Origin of the sequence: Herpetosiphon sp. (assembly GCF_003512625.1) — a bacterium.
Taxonomy (GTDB): Bacteria; Chloroflexota; Chloroflexia; order Chloroflexales; family Herpetosiphonaceae; genus Herpetosiphon; species Herpetosiphon aurantiacus.
On the sequence record NZ_DOPT01000104.1, the window covers coordinates 2,175 to 25,705 of the forward strand.

Genomic DNA, 23,531 nt, shown 5'->3' on the forward strand with positions numbered 1-23,531 from the left:
TAACCACCTTGCGCCGCTTCGAGCAAGGTCGGGCCTTGGGTTTCATTATTGATAAATTGCTCAACCCAGTAGCGTTTGCGTTCGAAGGGATAAGTTGGTAGGGCCACGCGGCGACGCTTGCTGGCGCTTAGTTTGGCCCAATCGATCGCCACGCCAGCCAGCCATAACCGCCCGACCGCAGTCAACAAACATTGGGTGTCAGTTTGTTGATCTTGGGGATGGCGCATCGACTGCGCTACCACCCGTTCGGCTCCAAAGTTGGCTTGAGCGCGAGTTAAGGTTGTGAGCGTTTGGCCAGGCCCAACTTCGAGAAATAGATGAGCTGGATTTTGCAAAAGTTGGCTCATCCCAGCGCTAAATCGCACGGTCGATTGTAAATGCTCAGTCCAATAGTTCGGGTTTGACCATTGTTCATGGCTCATCCAACCGCCAGTTACATTGGAAATATAGGGAATTGTGGCTGGTTGCATGCTGATCGTCTGGGCAAATGTCGCAAATTCGGCCACAATTGGCTTGAGCAAACTGGAATGGGCTGCCACGCGAATTGGCAAGCGTCGATATTTGATCGCCCGCTGTTCTAGCTCAAACTCAAGGGCTTGAATTGCTGCAATCGAGCCAGCCACGACCGAATGTTCAGGCCCATTGACTGCCGCTAGCGAAAGTTGTTCGCCGAGCAACGGCAAAACCTCAGCTTCAGCAAGGGCAATGTTGATCATCGCGCCATCTTCAAGCTGATCCATCAAGCGGCCACGTAGCTCAACTAAGCGCAAAGCCGCCTCAAGTGAGATCGAGCCAGCCAAATGGGCCGCGGTATATTCACCCAAACTATGGCCAATCAAGGCGACAGGCTGAATGCCCCATGCCAGCCATAATTGAGCAAGCGCATACTCACTGATGAAAATTGCCAACAAACTGTAGAGCATTGTCGCCAATTGTTGCTCATGAACTTTGGCGTTTTCGCTATAGACCAACTGGCGTAGATTGGCGCTGATTTCAGGTTTAAGCATGGCCAAACAGCGTTCAACCGCCGCACGGAAGATCGGCTGAGTTTGATAGAGTTCTTGGCCCATGCTGGGATATTGTACGCCGCCGCCCGGAAACATAAACACCACCGCAGGCGTAGCCGCGCTGACTTGGCCGCTGATCATGCGCTTATCGCGTTGGCGCAAAATTTGGCTGGCTTCATCCAGCGAACGGCACAGCAACACCCGCCGATGATTAAAGGCTTGGCGGCCAACTTGTAAGGTGTAGGCAACATCAGCCAAGGCCAATTGGGGATTAGCCTCAAGGTGCTCGGCCAGATTTTTGGTGGCCGCATTCAAGGTAGCCCGATTACGCCCCGAAATCACCAGCATGTGCCAAGCGTCAGTTTCCTCGGTTGGTTCGAGCATGGGCGCTTCTTCGAGCACAATATGCGCATTCGTGCCGCCAATCCCAAATGAACTGACCCCCGCCCGCCGAATTGGCTGATCGCTTGGCCAATCACTTAATTTAGTGTTGACATAAAATGGTGAGCTTTCTAGCTCAAGTTGCGGATTGGGGGTTTGAAAATGCAAGCTGGCGGGAATTCTATTGTGATGCAGGGCCAGCACGGTTTTAATCAAGCTGGTTACGCCCGCCGCAGTATCAAGATGCCCAAAATTGGATTTGACCGAGCCAAGCATACAAAACTGCGTTTTATCAGTTTGTTGACGGAAGGCCTTGGTTAAAGCGGCAACTTCGATTGGATCGCCGAGGGCAGTGGCCGTTCCATGGGCTTCGATATAGGAAATCGTTACTGGATCAACATCAGCCACCGCTTGAGCGGCCTGAATCACAGCGGCCTGCCCATCAATGCTCGGTGCCGTGTAGCCAATTTTGAGCGCACCATCGTTGTTGACGGCTGAGCCTTTGATTACCGCATAGATCGAATCGCCATCAGCCAAGGCATCGTCGAGCCGTTTCAAAACCACGATACCTGCACCGTTGCCGTTGAGTGTGCCTTGGGCTTGGGCATCGAATGTGCGGCAATGGCCGTCTGGGGCGAGAATGCCGCCTTCTTGGGCCAGATAGCCTTGATGTTGCGGCACGGTGATCGAAATTCCGCCAGCCAGCGCGATATCGCATTGATAGCCCAACAGGCTTTGGCAGGCCAAATGGGTTGCGACCAATGAGGTTGAGCAGGCACTTTGCACGCTAAAACTTGGCCCGCGCAAATTCAACTTATAGCTGACTCGAGTGGGCAAAAAGTCTTTGTCGTTGCCCATAATCAGTTGAAACAGATCGGGAATTGTGCCTCGGCCTTGTTGGCTGGCTAGGTTACGCAGCAAGTAGGTATTGAGGCTTGAACCAGCAAATACGCCGATTAAGCCGGGATAGGTTGAGGCGTTGTAGCCTGCATGTTCCAAGGCTTGCCAAGCACATTCCAGAAAAATCCGCTGCTGCGGATCGAGCAATTCGGCCTCGCGTGGCGAATAGCCAAAAAAGGCTGCATCGAATAGCTCGACCCCTTCGAGCACCGAGCCAGCTTTGACATAGCGTGGATGGGCTAGTTGCTCAGGCGTTACGCCTGCGGCTAGCAATTGCTCGTCATCAAAAAAGCTAATGCCCTCGGCTCCAGCACAAAGCTGCTGCCAAAAGTGATCAATATCGGGAGCGCCAGCCCAGCGCCCCGCCAAACCTACCACAGCAATATCAAAATTGCCATCGGTTTCATCATAACTCATCGATATATTCCTCTCTGCTAGCGGCGGCGACGTTGACGTTGCATAGCTTGGCGCTGTTGCTGCGCTCGATTGTCGCGATCAACAAAGGTTGACGCTTGAGTTGATTGCTCGCTGTTCAAGTAAACCGCTAAACTTTGAATGGTTGGGTATTTGAATAAATCTAAAAGCACCAACTCGCGCCCCAAAAGCTCTTGCAAGCGGCTATGCACCTGCACCATTGCCAGCGAATTGCCGCCAAGGTCGAAGAAATTGGCTTGGGTGCTTAGGGTTGGCACATTTAATACTTCTTGCCAAAGTGTGGTCAAGGTTTGTTCAAGGTTGGTTTGGGGTACAACATCAACACTCGTAGCTGGATTTGGGTTGGGGGTGTGCTCGGCCAATTTGCGCTGATCGATCTTGCCGTTGGGCGTTAGTGGCATGCTTGGCAACACCACGAAGGCACTAGGCACGGCAAATGCTGGCAGTTTTTGCTTGGCATAGGCTTGTAAATCTGCCGCTAAATCGTAGCTTGCTGGTGCTTGGCTGGTTCCTGCGGCGATTTGCAATTCGCTGAGAGCATTGCTGCTGGTGCTATTTGCCACAACATAGGCAATCAGCCGCGCCGTGCTGCTAGCGTGATCGTGCACCAACACCACACTTTGCTCGACTGCTGGGTGAGCATTCAGCAGGCTACTAATTTCGCCTAGCTCGATCCGATGGCCGCGTAATTTGATCTGCTGATCGATCCGCCCAACAAATTCAATTTGGCCATCAACCCGATAGCGGCCTAAATCGCCAGTGCGATACAAACGTTGGCCTGGAGTTGAGCTAAATTGGTTGGGAATAAAGCGCTCGGCGGTCAGAGCGGGCCGTTTCAGATAGCCACGGGCTACACCAACCCCGCCAACATAGATTTCGCCAATCACGCCAACGGGCACGATCTGCTGCTGTTGATCGAGCAAATAGACTTGTAAATTGGCTAGTGGTCGGCCAATCGGTGGCGTACCTGCCAGATTTGGCTCAAGCCGAGTCAGGCTCGCGCAAACTGTGGTTTCACTTGGCCCATAGGCGTTGATTAAATTGCGCTCAACTGCCCAGCGTTGCACAACCTCATTGCTCGAAGCCTCGCCAGCAGCAATTACTGTGGTCAAACTGGGAGCTTGATCCGCTGAAAGCACTGCTAATAATGATGGTGGCAAGGTCGCTACCGTAATGTTGTGTTGGCGAATCAATGCTAGCACATCGGTTCCGGCGGCTAGGCCACCTGCTGGCATGAGCACCAAACTTGCGCCTGAAGCCAACGCCATGCCAATCTCGGAGATCGCCGCATCGAAACTGAACGAAGCAAATTGCAACACCCGACTTGCTGAGGTTACCCCAAAGCCGGCAATTTGGGCTGTTACCAAGTTGGTTAAGCCTTGCTGGCTAGCCATCACGCCTTTGGGCTGGCCAGTTGAGCCAGAGGTATAGACGATATAGGCTAAGTTGGCGGGCTGAACAGCACTGACAAGATTTTGGCTTGGCTCATTGCCATCGCAAATCTTCGCCAGATCAAGCACGGTTAAATCAGCCTGCTTGAGTTGTTGTACTTTTTCAAGCAAATGGCTTTGGGTCAAAACTAGTGCTGCTTGCGAATCGTTGAGCATCCAAGCCAAACGCTCGTTGGGGTAAGCTGGATCAAGCGGGATATACGCGCCGCCGGATTTGAGCGTGGCCAATAACGCAACCACCATCGCAATTGAGCGATCGCAACAGATGCCAACCAAGCTTTCGGGGCCAACACCTTGGGCTTGCAACCGATAGGCCAATTGATTGGCACGGCGATTAAGTTCGTGATAGCTGAGCACCTGATCTTCGCCAATCAGGGCAGTTGCTTCAGGTGTTTTGGCAACTTGAGCCTCAAATAGTTGGGCAAATGTAAGCTGCTCAGGGTAGGTTTGGCTGGTGTTGTTCCAAGTTTTGATGATTTGGGTTTGCTCAGCCGCCGTGAGCATTGCCAATTGTGAAAGTTTGGTTTGCGGTTGTTGATTGATGCTGCTGAGCAATGTGACATAATGTTGACTCATGCGGTCGATCGTGCTGGCATCAAACAGATCAACATTGTATTCAATTGTTGCGCGTAAACCCTGCTCAAACTCAAACATCGACAGTGTGAGATCGAATTTTGAAGGGCTAGCCACATCTTCCAAAATATCGAAGGCTGAATGCTGACCGCCGATCGAAACATTTTGCAGCACAAACAACACCTGAAAGAGCGCTGAACGGCTCAGATCGCGAGTTGGTTGCAGGGCATCGACCAACATTTCAAACGGCAAGTCTTGGTGGGCGTAGGCTCCCAGCGCTACTGCACGCACATGCTCCAGCAAATCGAGGAAGCTTGGATCATCAGCACATTTGACTCGCAGCACCAAGGTATTGACGAAAAAGCCGATCAGATCTTCTAGCTCACGCCGATTGCGGTTGGCGATCGGTGAACCAACAATGATGTCGTTTTGGCCGCTGTAGCGATGGAGTAAGCTGACCCATGCGCCGAGCAACAGCATAAATAGAGTTGCTTGGTGCTGTTGGCTGAGCTGATTGAGTTGATTGGTTAGTTCGGTGCTGATCCAAAAGGTATGGCGACCGCCTTTGAAGGTTTGAATGGCTGGGCGTGGGCGATCGGTTGGCAAGGCCAGCACTGGCAATTCACCAGCAAGCTGGTTTTTCCAATAGCTGAGTTGTTGATTGAGAGTTGCACCTTGCAACCATTCGCGTTGCCAAGCAGCAAAATCGGCATATTGCAAGGCCAATGGCTCGAATTGCGGCAACGGCTGTTGATTTTCCAAGGCCGTAAAAATCGCCTCAAATTCTTGGATAAAGATCTTGACTGACCACGCATCAAAGGCAATGTGATGAATGATTAGCAATAAAAGATGCTCGTCGGGACTGATGCGTAGCAAATTGGCCCGAAACAGTTGATCATGACGCAAATCAAACGGGCGTTCAGTTTCAGCTTGCATAAATTGATGTACGGCGGCTTCACGCTCGCTTGGGGTTAATTCACGTAGATCAACAATCGGTAATTCGACGCTTTCCAAGGCCATAATTGATTGCTGGGGAAGGCCATCGACCATGCTGAAACTGGCACGTAATGGCTCATGGCGTTGGAAAATCGTGGTCAAACACTGGGTCAAAATGCTCGGCAATTCAGGGTAAACGCCGCGAATCAGAATTGGAATTGAAATGTTGTATAAAGCCGCGTTGGGCTGAAGTTGCTCGATCAGCCAGAGCCGTTGTTGAGCAAACGACAACGGATAGCTGTTTTGATCAAGCCTTGGCTGAATCTGTTGGGCGGCTTTATTGGCTTTGTCTTGAATTTTTTGCAAAAGTAAGGCCCGTTTGGCTGGCGAAAGTGCCGCTAAACGCTCAGAATAATCGCTCACAATCAAACCTCAACTACACACAAAACTACCTATGTATTCCCTCACCCCCTAGCCTCCTCTCCCGCCCGCGAGGCGAGTGGGAACCCTCTAGCATGATCTATTGGATCTCTCCTCGCCCGCCGCAGTGGGAGAGGGGTTGGGGGTGAGGGAACTTAACACCTACCCTTGTAAGTCGGGGGTGAGGGCTTTACCCTAATCCTGCTTCAAGTTCGGCTTCTGATAATCCCTCAAGCTCGGCTAAGAGTGCATCCATCTCGGCTGAATCGATTTGTTCAAGTTGCAGCTCGGCGATGCAGTTGGCAAGTTCGGCGATGGTTGGCGCGGCGAAGAGTTGATACAACCGTACTTCAAGGTTAAAGCCGTCGCGCAAACGTGAAACAAGCTGGGTTGCCAGCAGCGAATGGCCGCCCAAGGCAAAAAAGTTGTCGTGAATGCCGATCTTGGGCTTGCCGAGAATCTCTTGCCAAATGCTGACCAACTGTTCTTCGATGATATTGGTTGGTTGATCGAGCGCGGTTTGTTGGTTGGTGGCATCGAGTTGGCCTAAAGCAGCCAGATCGATTGCGCCGCTACTGGTGCGTGGCAATTCTGCAACGCGATACCATTCAAGCGTGGCCGAGCCAAAATAGCTATTGGCAAGTTGGCGATAGCGATCGTGGCTGAGCGGGCCATGCTGATGGGTTGTATAAAGATTGATGCGTTGTTGCAAGGGCTGGCTGACTGCCAGATGTTGGCGCAGCGCTGGGCTATCAGCATTTAAGCCAATCATTAACAGTGGATATTGGTTTTGGCTGATGCCCGCCAAGAGCGATTGCAAACCCTGTTGCAAACCAATTACGTTGTAGCCGCGCTCGGCAGAAAGGCTGCGAATTTGCTGCGGATTATTGAGACTCATCCCAATATTGTCCCATTGCGTCCAATTTAAACAGAGCGCTTTGGGATGCGAGGTTTGGCGTTGATGCAGCATAAAGCTATCGAGAAAACTATTGGCTGCCGAGTAGGCACTAAATGTTGCTCCGCCAAAAAAGCTATTAATCGACGACATTGCCACAATTGGCAGTTCTGGGCGCTGGCTCAAGGCTCGTTGCAAGGCCCACGTGCCATAGACTTTGGGCGCGAACATCATTTCAAAGGTGGCGAGGCTTTCGTTGGTAATCCAGTGATGATCCATCACTGTCCAGTGATAAGCCAAATTGCCAGCCCCAGCAAAGTGGAAAACTCCGGCCAATGGTTGATTCCAGCGCTGTTCTGCATCATTAATTAAGCGAGCCAATTGAGCTGAATCGGTGATATCCACCGCTTGGTAATGCACATCGTTGCTAATATCGATTAGATCTTTATAAGCACGTAAGCGTTTGCTCAGGCTGCTATCGGTGCCCAAATGCTTGGCCCAATCGCTGCCCAATGGCAATTCAGTTGAGCCTGTGATCAGCAAACGAGCATTGTAGTTTTGCAGCAACCAGCGAGCAAATTGGCTGCCAATGCCGCCTAAGCCGCCAGTCACCAAATACAGGCCACCTTTGACCAGCGGCGATTCGACTGGGCTTGATTGGGCCATTTCGGCTTCAACTAACTGTGGAACGAGTCGTTGACCTGCCCGATAGGCCACCTCGGCGCTGGGCTTCGGTTGGGCTAGTTCATAGTAAATTTGTTGGCTGTTGGTGGTTGCACTTGCTGCATCAAGGTCAACATGCTGGCAGCTGAGCCAATCAATTTCTAAGGGCATGGTTTTGAGCAAACCATGAATTGGAGCCGCCGCATAAATCACCTGATCGCTTTGGTTAATCGCATGACTGCGTTGTGAAACCACGGTTAAGCTGGCTTGACTGAGCTTTTGCTTGGCCAAGGCTTGGGTCAGGAACAAAAGACTATAGGTTCCACGATATTGGGCGGCGGCCAAATCGCCAACGTGCTCAATCTCGCTTGGTAGATCACAGCTATACAAGTGAACATAATCGTGAATATTGGTGGCTGCAAGAGTGGCAGCGATCTGATGGTAATGCTCAGGATCGTGCAAATTAATCGTGTAGTGTTGACCCTGCTGGCTGAATGTTTCGCCAGCGCTGATCAAGACCCAATCGCGATGGTGCTGTTCAAGCACATCAATCAACTCACGCGCTAGCGTGGTATCGTCGCTGAAAATTGCATAGCTTGGCTTGAGCAAGGCCGAATTATGGCGCTTGCTGACAGGTTGCCATTGCTTGCTAAAGAACCAGCGTGGCAAGGTTTGCTGGTTGGCTAGGGCTAAATCGATTGGCTTGGTGATGCTGCTAAATTCGCCATTGATAAAGCGCTGGCTCAATTGCGAACGCTGAATCTTGCCAATTGCTGTTTTGGGAATATCGCTCTTAGCAACTGGCAGCACATAGCTGGGGTTGATGCCAATTTTTTGCACGACAACTTCGCGAATCTGGTTAATTTGGGCTAGCTGTTGATCAAATTCAGCCGATTTTGAAACGTAAAAAATGACCAGCGACTCCGTGCCGCCTGTATGTTTGCTTGGCACGCTACAAGCCGCCGTGTAGGAAACTTCCACGCCTTCGATTGTTTCAACCAAGGCTTCGATTTCGTGGTTGTGATAATTGATGCCATTGATGATGATTACATCTTTTTCACGGCCAGCAATTGTCAAACGCCCTTGGTGCAAAAAAGCCAAATCGCCAGTCGTAAACCAACCATCGTCGGTAAAGACTTCGCGGTTAAGCTCAGGGTTGCGGTAGTAGCCAGCGGTGATCGTCGGGCCTTGAATTTGCAAACGGCCAATCAGATCTTCGCTGAGCAATTGATTGTTGGTGTTGACAATTCGTAGTGAAACCCCCGGCAATGGTGCGCCAACTTCGACGAATGCTACACCAATGCTATCGGCGCTGGCTGGCTGAATCACCCCGGTTAATGAGGCTTGGTCGAGTTCGTGAAAGCCTGTGGTTGCCCCAAGCACCAGTTGATCGGATGAGCTGATGCCCGATGAGGTTTCGGACATGCCATAAGCGGGGTGCATAGCCGTTGCGGGCAGGCCATGGGCTTGCAACAAACCAAGAAAATTCAAGGCAGTTTGTTTATTGATGCCCTCGCCACCATTCAAAATAAAACGCAACGAGCTAAGATTGCGGCGGCGACTATTGACCCGTTCGTGCTGATCGTTGATTAAGGCATAGGCAAAGTTAGGAGACCAAGTAATTGTGGCGCGATACTGCTCAAGCAAATCTAGCCAACGCACTGGATCTTCCAGAATATAGTCGGTTTTGGCCTGAATTTGGCGGCAGCCCAAGCACACATCGTGAACGTGGAACATCACAATCCCACCAACATGATCAAGCGGCATCCAATTTAATGAAACATCATTATGATCAAAACGATTGTGTTGAGCGCTAGCCTTGGAGCGGCTAATAATATTGTGATGGCTTAATTCGACCCCTTTGGGAAGGCCAGTGCTGCCCGATGTAAACAACAACAAGGCCGAATCCTGCGGCGCGAGGTGCTGATGCTGCTGATCAGGCTGATGTTGGCGCAACTGTTCGGTGATCTGAATCGCTGGTTTTACCACGCCCAAGCCATTAAAAATGCGCTGAAGCAGGCTGAAGCTGGCTTGTTCACTAACGATCAGTGGTTGCTCCAAGGTTTGCCACGTGTTATAGAGCTTGCTCACCGCGGGGTTATTGGGATCGCTGCTGTTGGGCAAGGCCAAGGGAACCGCCGTAAAACCACCAAGCATACAAGCCCAAAATGCCACCACAAATGGCTCGTTATGGGCAAATTGCAGCACAACATGTTGGCCATGCTTCAAACCTGCCGCCCGTAAACCAGCCAAAACCGCCTCAGCATCGGCCAATAGCGCGGCATACGATTGAAACAACGCTTTGCCATCGGCTTCGATATAGCTAATGCCATGTTCAGGGTAGTGTTTGGCGGCGAGCACTAAGGCCTCAGCTAAGGTCAACGGCGCTTGTTCCGCCTTGATCAACGGTGGGCCAACTGCCAACGCTGGCTTGGCCTGAGTTGACAACATTTCAACTGGTTGCTCGCTGATCGTGCGTTGCGATGTACCAAAATTGCTAGTTTCGACCATTGGCACAAGATCGTCGATGTGCAGCGGGCTTGAAACTGGCAAGATCGGCTGAGCGACCACCGCTAGCTCTGCGCCATTAGCTGCTTGTTGCAGTTGAGCCTGCAAATCGGCAATTTGGCGGTTATCGAGCAGGTTAGTTTGGGCCAATTGTTGACGATCAAGCTGACCATCGGCGGTGCGCGGTAGCTGATCAACCTGAATCAAGCCGAGGTTTGCGAGTTGGCAGTCAAGCTGATCTTCAAGGTAATTCAGGATCTCGCTTGGCTCAACGCGCTGTTTGGCGACCACAAAGCCCGTTAATTGCTCGGTGTTGCTCAGGGTTATGCGCCGCACGATACAACATTCAACAATTGCCGGATGCTGTTCGAGCAGACGTTCTACTTCTTGGAGCAAGATTGGGGTGGCAGCCAGTTCGATCGTTGAATCAAGGCTACCGCTGATGCTCAGCCGCCCATCATCTTGCCAACGGGCCAGATAGCGCGTTTGGTAGAGTTGAGTGTCGGCAGCAAATGGGCTGGCGATAAAACGCTCGGCATTCAATTGAGCCTGCTCAAAGCCTGCAAAAACCCCTGCTCCAGCCACATATAACTCACCAGTTAAGCCGATTGGCGCGAGTTGTTTGTGTTGGTCAAGAATCAAAGCTTGGGTATGTGGTACCGGCTTGCCGCTATGAATTTGGCTTGCTGTTTGGGTTTGAGTGTTGGCTCCAACCACCGTCAGCAATTGAAAGGCTGGGAACCCATAGTAGTTGTGCCAAGCGGTTTGTTGCTGTTTGAGTTGTTGTTTGAGCGCTTCGCCATCGAGCAAGCCTTCGCCGCTACTCAAAATATGGCGCACTTTGGGCAATGCTGACTGTTGCGCGAACAGTTGGCCCAACGTTGCAAGCGTCAGCATCAAGGTTTGCGCTTGTTCATCAAGATCGTGATCGAGCGTTTCAAGTGTGCTAAATCGCAGCGTGCCGCCACTAGCAAGGGTTGCCAAACTCGCAAAGGCGCTAAAATCGTTGAATTCCTCGCCGAGCCACAGGCTTTGTTGGAAACTAACTTTGGCTTTGCTCAGATTAAAATCGATAAAACTCAGCAGATTGGTTTGGCTGAGTTGGCCTGCTTCAATCAACCCACTCGGATTCGAGGCCAAACTCAAGCCGATCAAGCTTTCGGCAGTTGCTGAATGAGGAGTGATTTCCGCTAATTCGCTATTAGCAAGTTGCTCAAATTCGATATAGTTAGCAGCTAAATTGTTGCTAGCGGCTGAGCCAACCAGCACAAATTGTTGGCGGGCCAAGACCTGTTGCAGCCGAAGCTTGGCTAAATTAGGGCTAAGCAAAGCATAGCGTGCACCCAACAGCAATGTGGCCAAAATGGTGCTACAAACATCTATTGGGTTGGTTAGCTGAATTGCGACATTGGTATTGACCCCAACCTGCTGATTGGCTAGGCCGCTGGCAATGCGTTGGGCATGCTCAGCCAGCTCGTGATACGAAACTACTTGGTCGTGATAACGCAGCGCCGCCTGGCTCGATCGTTGTTCAACAGCAGTTGCAAAACGTCGCTGGATACTCTGAAAATCCATTTCCATTTCACCCTTTGCACACGTAACCAAGGGTCGGCCTGAACCAGCCCTTGATCGACGTAGATCTAGAACAAATCGTAGTCGTCGTCGCTTCCTTGCGACCAGCCGCCGAGTAGCCGTTCTTTTTCTGCCGAACTGACCAACGAAACTTGGCTGATGCGTTGTTGTGGATCGGTGGTCATGCTGGTGAGCAATTGTTGTAACTGCTCGACCATGCGGCCAATCGTGGTGGGTTTAAACAGGTCGGTGTTGTATTCAATCCAAGCGTCGATGCTTGAGCCGTTGTCGTAGAGCACCAAACTTAGCTCAAACTTAGCCGAGTTGGTTTCAACGCTGCGCGGCGCAATCTGCACCTCGGCCAAATCGAGGTTGCTGCTCTGTGAGGCGTTTTGCAGCACCAACATAGCTTGGAAAATTGGTGAGCGATTGGCTTGTCGTTCAGGCAAAAGCTCGCTGACCAACAAATCGAACGGTAAATCTTGGTGGCTATAGCCATTTAGGGCGGTTTCGCGAATCCGTTGCACCACTTGTTGAAGCGTTGGATCGCCAGTTAAATCGGCGCGAATGGCCAGGGTATTCGCAAAGAACCCGATGATGCCCTCTAGCTCTTGGCGGTTGCGGTTGGCGATTGGCGTGCCGATAACAATATCAGTTTGATTGCTATAACGATTGAGCAAAATCGCCCATGCTGCCATCAGCAACATAAACATGGTTGCTTCGTTATCTCGCGCCAATTGATTAAGTTTGCGATACAGTTCTGGCTCGATGCTCAGCATTTCGTGTGCGCCATTGAAACTTTGTACGCTAGGCCGTGGGTAATCCAGCGGCATTTCGAGCAATGGTAATTTGCCACTCAATTGCTGTTTCCAGTAATTCAATTGGTTTTGTAAAACTTCGCCTTGCAACCATTGACGTTGCCAAGCGGCAAAATCAGGGTATTGCAAAGCTAGCTCGGGCAATGGCGAGGCTTGATTGTTGGCAAAGGCCTGGTAGAGCTTGGTCATTTCATCAAACAAAATGCCCTGCGACCAATCATCAAAGGCAATATGATGAATGCTTAGGCCGAGCACATGCTTGGTTGGAGCTAGTTTGAGCAAGCGCCCGCGCAACAGTTGATCGCGATCAAGCTGGAAGGGTTGATTAATCTCCTGCTCCAATAATTGGTTGATCGCTGTTTCTTGGGCTGCCTCAGCTAAATCACTGAGATCATGAATTGGCAATTGAATTGGCTGAGCTGCTTGGACTTGCTGAAGCGTTTGGCCTTCGTGGCTCACAAACAGGGTGCGCAAGCCATGATGGCGCTGCACAATCTCGCTCAAGGTGCGTTCTAAAGCGGCAACTTGCAAGGGGCCAGTAATTTCTAAGGCCACAGGGACAGTATAAAAACTGCTGGTTGGATCGATTTGAGCCAAGAACCAAATGCGCTGTTGGGCATAGGAAAGTGGCAAACGTGCCTGCGGATCAGCTTTGTGAATCGCGATAATTGGCGTTTGCTCTGGTTTTTGGTTGGCCTGCTCGATAACGCTGGCTAAGCCCTTGATGGTTGGGTTGAGGAAGAAATCGCGCAAGTTGAGGCTAACATTAAACACCTCGCGCACCCGTGAAATAACTTGGGTTGCCAACAATGAGTGCCCACCCAAATCAAAGAAATTATCCTGAATGCCAACTTGGGTTACTCCCAGCAAATTGCTCCAAATCGCGATCAACGATTGCTCGGTAACACTGGTTGGAGCCGCGATCGGTTGGCTGCGCTCAAGTTGTTTGGTCTGTTGTTGGCTGGGCAAAGCGCGATAATCGATTTTGCCGTTGGCAGTCAGCGGAATACGCTCAAGCATAATGAATGAGGTTGGCACCATATATTCTGGCAGGCGTTGCTTGAGAAATGTGCGCAATTGGCTAAAGCGTGGCACTTGATTAGGCTGGGTTACCAAATAGGCCACCAAGCGCTGATCATCGGCTGAGATTGTATTGACCGCCACAATCGCATCGGTGATCGCGGGGTGGCTCATCAGGGTGGCCTGAATTTCGCCTAGCTCAATTCGGAAGCCGCGAATTTTGACTTGGTTGTCACGCCGCCCCAGATATTCGATCTCATTATTAGCCAAGCGCCGCACTAAATCGCCAGTTTTATAGAGGCGGCCTGTTTCAGCAAAGGGATGCTTGATAAAGCGCTCGTTGGTTAGTTCGGGTCGATTCCAATAGCCGCGAGCCAAGCCCGCGCCGCCCACATATAGTTCGCCAGTAATTCCCAATGGCACTGGCAAACAATGATCATCAAGCACATACAGATCCAAATCGGGAATTGCCGTGCCAATCGGGCTGCTTTGGGGATTTTCAACATCGTGCATGCTCAGCGGTCGGTAGGTCACATGGACGGTGGTTTCAGTAATGCCATACATATTGACTAACTGCGGGCGTAGATCGCCATGGCGCTCGAACCATGGTTGCAATGCCCCAACGTTCAGTGCTTCGCCACCGAAGATGACATAACGCAAGGCTAGGCGCGATGGCAAGTCATGTTCAGCATCGCTGATGATCAATTGGCGGAAGGCCGAGGGCGTTTGGTTGAGCACCGTCACGCCTTCATCAACCAGCAATTGATAGAAGCCAGCGGGGTTGCGGGTGGTCATAAATGGCACGACGACCACGCGACCACCATACAGCAAGGCTCCCCAAATTTCCCAAACTGAGAAATCGAAGGCGAACGAATGGAACAAACTCCAGACATCGTGGTTGTTGAAGTTGAACCATGCTTCGGTTGAACTAAACAGTCGCGCCACGTTGCGATGGGTGATCAATGCACCTTTGGGCGTGCCAGTCGAGCCTGAGGTGTAAATCATATAGGCCAAGTCATCGAGCTGGGCGCTAGCTGGCAGATTACTGGTTGGCTGATTGCTCAGCGCTGAATCGACGGCATCAAGCACAATCAATTGCAACCCAGCTTGGGGTAATTTGTTGACACAACGAGCTTGGGTAACCACCAAGCCAACCTTGGCATCAGCCAACAACCAAACAATTCGCTCTTGAGGATGTGCAGGATCGATCGGCAGATATGCGCCGCCAGCCTTGAGAATTGCCAAAATTCCAATGATTGTATCGAGCGATGGCTCAACACATAGCCCAACCAAGGTATCTGGGCCAACGTCGAGCGTTTTGAGTTGATGGGCCAGTTGGTTGGCGCGGCTATTTAGCTCGGCGTAGCTTAGTTGGCTTTGCTCAAAGCGTACCGCAATCGCTTGCGGATTGGCCTGCACCTGCTGCTCAAAGCGTTGGTGCAAGGGCAACAAGTTTGCTTCGAGCGCTGTTGGCGTTGGCAACAATTGGGCTAGCTCAGCCTTGCCCAACATGGGTAAGCGCGAAAGCTCCAAATCGGGCGAAGCAAGCACTGCTTCGAGTAAATTTTGGTAATGTTGGGCCAAGCGTTCAATCGTCGCTGGATCAAACAGATCAGTTTTATACTCGAAATTGAGCTTGATTTGCTGATCAAGCGAGACGGCTTCAAGGCTAAGGGCAAACTTGGCCGTACCAGTTTCAATTGGCAATGGCTCAACCGAAAGCTCAGGCATTTGAAAACTATTGACCGTATCGCGCTGAAACACAAACAAGCTTTGAAAAATTGGCGTATGTGCCAAATTACGATCAGGCTGCAAAGCCTCGACCAATTGCTCAAATGGCAAATCTTGATGCTCTTGCGCTGCCAAATTCGCCGCTCGCACTTGATCCAAAAAGCTGCGGAAACTGAGGTCGCCAGCGGCTTTGGTGCGAATCACCAAGGTATTGACGAAATAGCCGATTAAGGCTTGCAAATCGTTGTAATGGCGATTGGCGATCGGCATGCCGACCAGCAAATCGGTTTGGTTGGTGTAACGAAAGAGCAGGGTTTTCCAGATGGTGAGCAAAATAATGTTGAGTGTATAGCCCTCGCTGCGACTCCAATTGACCAATCGTTCAACCAAATCGGCACTCAATTGCACCCGATAATGTGCGCCACGCGACGATTCAACTGGTGGATAAGGCCGATCAGTCGGTAATTGCAGAATTGGCAATTCGCCAGCGAGTTGTTCTTTCCAATATTGCAGTTGCTGCTCCAACACCTTACCTTGTAGCCAATTGCGTTGCCAAACCGCATAATCGGCGTATTGAATTGGCAAGGCTGGCAAGCTGCTTGGCTCGCCAGCATAGGCCGCATTCAGCAAATGATTCAATTCGGAGATGATCACTCCAGCTGACCAGCCGTCAAAAACACTATGATGCACACTGACCAATTTGATATATTCGTGATCGCGGATGTGCAGCAACAGCACGCGCAATAATGGCCCAGTTTGCAAATCAAACGGCAGCTGGGTTTCGGCTTGAATCTGCGCTTGGATGGCGGTATCGCGCTCAGTTTCGGCCAGATCGCGTAAATCGACCACGCTAAACCCTGGCTTAAGCTCAGCATGGATCTGCTGATGGGGCACTGTATCAACCAGCAAAAAGGTCGTGCGCAACACCTCATGGCGCTGGGCAATGGTGTTGAAGCCTGCTTGCAAGGCGGCAATATCAAGCTTGCCACGGTAGCGCACCCCATAAACGATGTTATACAGCGGGCTGGTTGGGTCCCACTGATACAACACCCATTGGCGCTCTTGGGCAAACGATAACGGCAGCGTATTGGTTGTCCGTGGTTGGGCAACCAAGGCTGGTGGCTCGTTGGCTGCTTGTTGCAGTCGGCGAATCAACAGCGCTTGTTTTTCTGGTGGTAATGCAGCAATTTTTGCAGCAAAATCAGTCATGTGAAATCTCCATACCTCACCCAACCAGACGAGATTTAGCCTCATCAGTGGAGAGTTGTTCTAATTCAGCAAGTATTTGAGCGATCTGGTCGTGATCGCTTTGCTGTACTTGTTCAAGTAGCACCTGAAGCGCATCATCGCGGGTTTCAGGCGATGCAAACATCTCCGATGATAGTTCTAGGGATAGTTGTTGATTGACATTGGCAACAATTTCATCAATGCTGGGACCCTGAATCAGATAGGCAACCGACAAGGTTACGCCAAGATTTTGGCTAATACTGGTTTTGAGTTCAATTGCCATAATCGAGTCGAGGCCGAGGGTATGGAGTGCTAGTTGGCTGTCCAGTTTTGATGGATCAAGCTGCATAACCTTGGCAATCAATTGTTTGAGTTGTTGAGTTATCAACGCTTGACGTTCGCTGGGCTGGGTCTGTAAAACCCGTTGGCGAAATTCATGCTCTTGGGTTAAATTGCTGGCTGTTTGAGCAATGGTGGTTGACGGCGCAAGTGCCGCAAAGAAGGGTAGGGTTGCGACAACCTGATTATTTTTGAGCCACGTTGCCCAATCGATCTCAGCAATCGTCGTCTGAATTGCTTGATCGTTGATCAGCTGCTCCATTGCAACTAAGGCTTGTTGGGGTTGCAGTAGTTGCACGCCATGGGCTTCAAAAAGTTGTGGATTAAGTTTGGCGGCCATTCCCACCTCGGCCCATGGCCCCCAATTAATGCTTAGCCCAACCAAGCCTTGGCTGCGACGATAGGCTGCCAGGCTATCCATAAAGCTGTTGGCGGCGGCATAATGCGCTTGGCCAACCGAGCCAATGCTGGCCGCCAGCGATGAACAGAAGATCATAAAATCAAGTGGTTCTTGGCTGAAAACTTCGTGCAAGGCCCATGCGCCAGCAACTTTGGGCGCAAAAACGCTGGTCAGGGCACTTGGCTGCATGCGATAGAGCATTTGATCATCAAGCACACCCGCAGCATGCACAATCCCACGAATGGCAAGGCCAGTTTCGGCGCGATATTGCTGCAAAAATTCGGCCAAGGCCGCCTGATCGGCTACGTTGATTGCGGCATACCGCAGGTTCGCCCCAGCTTGTTCGAGTTGGCTGAGTGCATTCACAAGTTGCGATTGCTGCTCGGATACAGCGTTATGGCTTGGTTGCAAAGGTCGGCGACCAAGAATAATCAAGTTGCTCGCACCCTTGGCCAGCATCCAATGGGCAATCTCCAAGCCCAAACCACCGCTACCACCAGTAATCAGATAGGCCGCTTGATTGCTCAACTTGAGCGTGGTTGACTTGGTGATTGGGCGTTGTTGCAAGCGAGCTACCAACTGCTGTTGATTGCGCAAGGCCTGTTGATGCTCGTTGGCGCGTTGCAACAGTGTCTTGGCCAGTTGGCTTGCTTCGTTGCTTTCAGCCATTGGTGCAAGGTCGATCAAGCTTGGCGCTAGTTCGGGGTGTTCTAAGGCGGCGCTGCGCACCATTCCCCAAAGCGGTGCTTGTGCCAGATTAATAACTTCGTGATCGAGCACGGCCTGTGCTCCGCGCGTGACACACCACAAGCGTGGCGTGGCGCTGCCTGAATCGCTGAGTGTTTGCAGCAGGGTTAACATTGCCAAGCTTTGCTGGGTTGCGCTTGTGACTGGCGCGTGATCATTGCTAGCGGCCAGTGGCCATAAACAAACGATTTGTTGATAATTGGCTTGTAACTGGGTTTTGAGCCAATCGCCTAAGCCATTGGCTTCGATTGATTGTTCGAGGCAATCGACCTGCTGGCCATGGGCTGCCAAGCTGTTGCTCAACTGTTTGGCGAATTGATCGTGGGTATTGGCCAAAATTAGCCAACGTTCAGCGGGATGCTCAATAGTTTGGATTTCGATCGGTTGCCAGCGATAGTCATACAACGCTTGTTGGGGTTGGTTGGCATTCCGCGCGGCAGCCACTTGGAATAACTTCAAGCCAGCGATTTCTACCACAACTCGCCCTTGGGCATCAGCAATCACCAAATCTGCTTCATACATCAGGGTTTCATCAGCAGGAGCCGAGCGCAACGCCGCATGACACCAAGCTTCGGCGGGAATTCGATCAAGCACATTCAAGCGCTCAAGCGCAATTGGCAAGTAGGTTTGATCGTTGGTGTGTTGGGCAAGCATCACCGCAACGAGCTGGAAAGTGGCATCAAGCAAGGCCGGATGCAGCTGATCGTGCTGGGCAAGTTGGCCGATTGCTGGTGCTAATTGCAATTGGGCCAAGGCCTCAGCCTCGCCGCGCCAAATTTGGCTGAGCGATTGAAACGCTGGGCCATACACCAATTGTACTGCTTGCATGCGAGCATAATGTTCACTCACTGCGATGCTTTCGGTACAGCGGGCTTGCAATTCGTCGAGGGCAAGATAGGCTGAATGATTTACAGGTGTGGCATTATCAAGCGCATTGGCGGTTGCATGCAATTCCCAAGGGCTATCTGGCTCGGCGGCTTGGCTCAAAATTTGGAGATTAACGCCATTATCATCAGCGTTGCACACCAGTTGGACGGTGCGTTGGCCTTGGTTTGGCAAGATCAATGGCTGTTTGAACACCAAGTTATTGATTGTGACATGGTGTTGCCCTCGACTCCGCAGGGCGGAAACGATCATCTCAACATAGGCCGCGCCAGGCAACAACACCTGTTCTTGCACCACATGGTCGGCCAAATAAGCCGGATAGTTGGCGGCTAAATTGGTTTGCCAAAACTGACTTTGATTGACTGCTGAAGCGATCGAAAGACCCAGTAACGGGTGTTGAGCGCTGGTGGTAGCCTGAAGGTTGCCCGCTAAGAGCGCTGGCACAAACCCACCACGGGCCGACGTTTGATTGCTGCTTGCTGGCAAAAGCTGATCGAACCAGTAGCGTTCACGTTGCCAAGGATAGCTGGGCAAGGTGCTGCGCTGGCGTGGCTCGGGATAAACTTGCTGCCAATCGGGGCTATAACCAGCCACAAATAAGCGCCCAAGCGTCTCAAACAGTAAATCCAATTCAGCTTGATCGCGGCGTAACGAGCTAAACACTTGGGCTGACTGCTTGAAATGTTGGATGCTGCGCAACATCGATTCGCCCAAAACCGGGTGTGGGCTGACTTCCAAAAATGTGTCGTAGCCCTTGTCGAGCAAATTTTTGATCGCGTTGGCAAACAAGAATGGTTCACGCAGATTACGACCCCAATAGCCCTCGCTGTAGAGTGCTTGCTCGGCAAATGTGCCAGTCACGGTTGAAACCAAGGGAATTATAGGTGCTTGTGGTTTGAGCTGGGCCAAAGCGGCGTTTAATTCAGGAACTAGTGGCTTCATCTGTGGGCTATGAAAGGCAATATCAACCCCGCGCACCAAGCGAGCAAACACATCGTTATGCTGCAACGAGGCAACTAATTGCTCTAACGTGCTCGGATCGCCCGCCAAAATACACGAGGTTGGGCTATTGATGCCAGCAATTGCTACCTGTTGTTCGCGGCCAACCAACAGCAAGCGGGCTTGTTCGAAGGTCAATTCGACGGCGGCAGTTTTGCCTTTGCCCGCAACCTGCTTCATCAAACGGCTGCGATGATAAACCACTTGCACCGCTTCATCGAGCGTCAGCACGCCGCTAACATAGGCCGCAGCGACCTCGCCCAAACTATGCCCAACAATCGCCGCTGGGGTAATGCCCCATGATCGCCAAAGCGCTGCGAGACTGACTTGCAAGGCAAAAATCAGCGGTTGAGCACGATCAGTTTGGTTGATCTGCTCAGCAGCTTGATCATCGCGCAAGGCCTCGATCAACGACCAACTAGCGTAGTTACGAAAAGCTTGATCGCAGGCTTCGAGGGTTTGGCGGAAGATTGGTTGTTGGGCCAGCAGACCGCGACCCATGCCAACCCAATGCGATCCTTGCCCCGAAAATACCCAAACCAATTTGTGAGCTTGTGAACGATCTTGGGTGATCAAACCAGTGGCGGAGCGGCCTTCGGCGAAATCGTTGAGCTGTTCGCTTAGCAAAGCTGGGCTGGCTGCATATACGGCAATGCGATGATCAAGCTGGCTGCGCCCAACGCTAGCGCTATAGCAAATATTGGCAACTTCGCTGGGGCTGGCGGCGGCAATCTGGCTGGCATAACGGGCTGCAAGTTGCCGTAAAGCTGGCTCGCTTTGGGCTGATAATGGCAATAACAATGGCCAAGCATCGTTGCTGCTTGGGCTTTGGGTTTCGCGAATGGGAGCCGATTCGAGCACCACGTGGGCATTTGTACCCCCAAAACCAAAGCCACTAACCCCTGCCAAGAGCGAGCCACTAGCATTGGGCCATGGCCCACGTTGGGCTTGAACCTGCAAGCGGAGTTCTTCAAAGGGAATCATGGGATTGGGGGTTTCAAAGTGTAAACTTGCAGGCAAGAGCTGATGCTTCATTGCCAGGGCGACCTTAATCACCCCGGCAATCCCCGCCGCAGATTCACTGTGTCCGATATTGGTTTTGACCGAGCCAATCGCACAGGGTTGTTGGGCTGAGCGTCCGACTGCCAAAACTGCGCCAAGCGCTTGGGCCTCAATCACATCGCCAAGGCTTGTGCCCGTGCCATGAGCTTCAATGTATTGCACTGCTGCGGGGTTAACTCCAGCACGACGATAGGCTTCTTGCAGCACAACCTCTTGCGATTGACGGTTGGGTGCCATAATCCCGTTGGTACGGCCATCGCTATTGACGGCGCTGCCACGAATGACTGCATAAATTGGGTTGCCATCGGCCAAGGCTTTTTGCAAAGGCTTGAGAATTACAATGCCTGCGCCGTCGCTACGCACAATTCCATTGGCGCGAGCATCGAAGGTTTTGCAGCGGCCATCGGGCGATAAAGCTCCAGCTTTGGAGAAAAATAGATTGCCATCAGGCAACAAGCTGGCATTGACCCCGCCAGCAACCACCAGATCGGCTTCGCCCGTTTGCAATGCTTGGCAGGCCATATGAATTGCGACGAGTGATCCCGAGCAAGCTGTGTTGATGTTGATACTTGGGCCTTGCAAATTCAGCACATACGAAAGCCGATTGGCCAAAATGCTGTGGGCTGTACCTGGGCCAGTGTAGGCATCGATAATTTCGGGGTGGCTGAATAAAATTCGGCCATAATCTTCGCTGACTGAAGCAATAAAGACCCCAGTTTTGCTGCCAGCCAATGCTTGCGGCGATTGACCAGCATCTTCGAAGGCTTCCCATGTGCATTCCAACAACATGCGCTGTTGCGGATCAAGGTGAATGGCTTCGCGGGGCGAGATGCCAAAAAAGCCTGCATCGAAATAATCAGGCTGATCAACAAAGCCACCCCAACGGGTGTACATCGTGCCGGGCACACTGCGATCGGGGTTATACACGGCCTCTAAATTCCAGCGCTCGGCAGGAATTTCGGTAATTGCATCGCGACCATTAATCAGTAAATTCCAGTATTCGGCCAAATTGCGAGCACCAGGAAAGCGACAACTCATACCGATAATGGCAATTGCATCAGCATTTTGGTCGGAATCAGCCACGGTTGCGACTTCAGGCTGTTCAGTACCGATCAGCGCTGGAACCAACGTTGCAATGCTTGGATAATCCCAAAGCAATGTTGGTGAGAGCGAACGCCCCAGAAACTGCTCAAGCTTACTGATTAAACTAAGCGCTTGGATTGAATCGATTTGATAGTGCGCAAAAGGCAAGCGCACATCAATTTCATTCGAGGAAACGTTTAAATAGGTACAAAAGTGATTTACTAACCACTCAGTTAATATTTCTGCGGTTGTTTCGATTGTTTCAGGCTTGATGCTATCCGTTCCAGATGGTAGGTTGTTCATAGTCATCCTCTGTAATGTAGCATTGTGCGATAAGGTTTAATCGAAGTTGTGAGCATCTATATACTGGAAGTTACATCAGATTGAAATCGGTCTTTATATGTATTGAACTGTTAAACTTCCGCTACTTGCTAGAAGTATCAGAATTAATGTACCTAAGACGATCTGAATCTTATCTATTAAATAAGTAATTTATATTAGAATAAGATTCAGGTTTTATGGTAATAAATAGCTTAATGATGTTATAATTAAGTAAAATTGAATAAATTTACTCGATGTAAATTCTAAATAATTAATTTAGAACAATCTAGATTTATAAAACTGTATTGATCGGTATGATATTGAAGTTTCATGCTGATCAATAATCTAATGCTGTAAAGCTATTCGAGTAAATGTATATTATACAAACTATCCAAAAAAGTTTCCACGACTTATTGTGCAAACTATCTAAATTTAGCTGTAGCTATATACATTTACATCGTTAAATAAAAAGCCTGAGTATCTGTTATCTTGGTAAAGGTGTAGGATGAAATAAGAGGATTTACCTTGATTAAACAGGAGAGTTTGCTATTTATAATGAGCTGATTGTGAAGCCCTAAAATGTACTATTTTATTTGTTAAGTCGAGTTAACTTGAGGTTAAGAGATTAACACAAGCCTAGCTCGACCAACGATTTTTAGCACAATTGACTTACAACGCGCCTATTATAGTTAGACTTCATTAACATTGTCAAGGCAGATTAAAATATATCTAGGCATGCTTGTGATTTGATTGAGCATGTATATGCAGTAGATTTGGGGTTCTTGCATAATTTATTTTCTTAGGTTATTATCCACGCTGTGTGCGAAGATTCGTTAAATTTAAGCTTAATTTGTTGATGTATCGCCAGCAACATAAATCAGCCCTAAGACTCATTAATTTTGCGACTATTTGCCAGAAGTCATCCTAAAATCGATCATAAAACATCTTCCAAGTAGTTGCTGATCAATTAAGCTTTACATTGTACGATTTAATCAGTTATCGATTGATTTATCGGTCTATAGACTGATGTGCAATCGCCACGATTCGCCAAAGCTGCATCACAAAACAACATTTTTGCCCCAGCTTGGGTTGTGATCCCAAATCCTGTCCTTTGGTTTTGCCACTGGCAGATCAGCAATTTGATGACGTTAGTTGATT

5 protein-coding genes are annotated in these 23,531 nt (G+C 50.5%); all 5 read right to left on the bottom strand.

Annotation, left to right across the window (positions count from 1 at the left end):
• A partial coding sequence (locus tag DEF47_RS23760) for a type I polyketide synthase (RefSeq protein WP_287045369.1) occupies positions 1-2,705 on the bottom strand: 2,705 nt, incomplete at its 3' end.
• Between the two features lie 17 nt (positions 2,706-2,722).
• A complete protein-coding gene (locus tag DEF47_RS23765; RefSeq protein ID WP_012189958.1) occupies positions 2,723-6,106 on the bottom strand; it encodes a non-ribosomal peptide synthetase in 3,384 nt (1,127 codons plus the stop codon).
• A gap of 187 nt (positions 6,107-6,293) precedes the next feature.
• The gene (locus DEF47_RS23770) at positions 6,294-11,744 is read right to left on the bottom strand and encodes an SDR family NAD(P)-dependent oxidoreductase (protein WP_041304469.1); all 5,451 of its coding nucleotides are present in this window, start codon (positions 11,742-11,744) and stop codon (positions 6,294-6,296) included.
• A gap of 65 nt (positions 11,745-11,809) precedes the next feature.
• The gene (locus DEF47_RS23775; protein WP_012189956.1) at positions 11,810-16,519 is read right to left on the bottom strand and encodes a non-ribosomal peptide synthetase; all 4,710 of its coding nucleotides are present in this window, start codon (positions 16,517-16,519) and stop codon (positions 11,810-11,812) included.
• 16 nt (positions 16,520-16,535) lie between these two features.
• A complete protein-coding gene (locus tag DEF47_RS23780) occupies positions 16,536-22,355 on the bottom strand; it encodes a type I polyketide synthase (RefSeq protein ID WP_012189955.1) in 5,820 nt (1,939 codons plus the stop codon).
• Between the last annotated feature and the right edge of the window lie 1,176 nt (positions 22,356-23,531).

Coding starts and splice junctions, on each gene's coding strand:
- DEF47_RS23770 (WP_041304469.1), bottom strand. CDS start 11,744: ATGGATTTTCAGAGTATCCAGCGACGTTTTGCAACTGCTGTTGAACAA.
- DEF47_RS23780 (WP_012189955.1), bottom strand. CDS start 22,355: ATGAACAACCTACCATCTGGAACGGATAGCATCAAGCCTGAAACAATC.
- DEF47_RS23775 (WP_012189956.1), bottom strand. CDS start 16,519: ATGACTGATTTTGCTGCAAAAATTGCTGCATTACCACCAGAAAAACAA.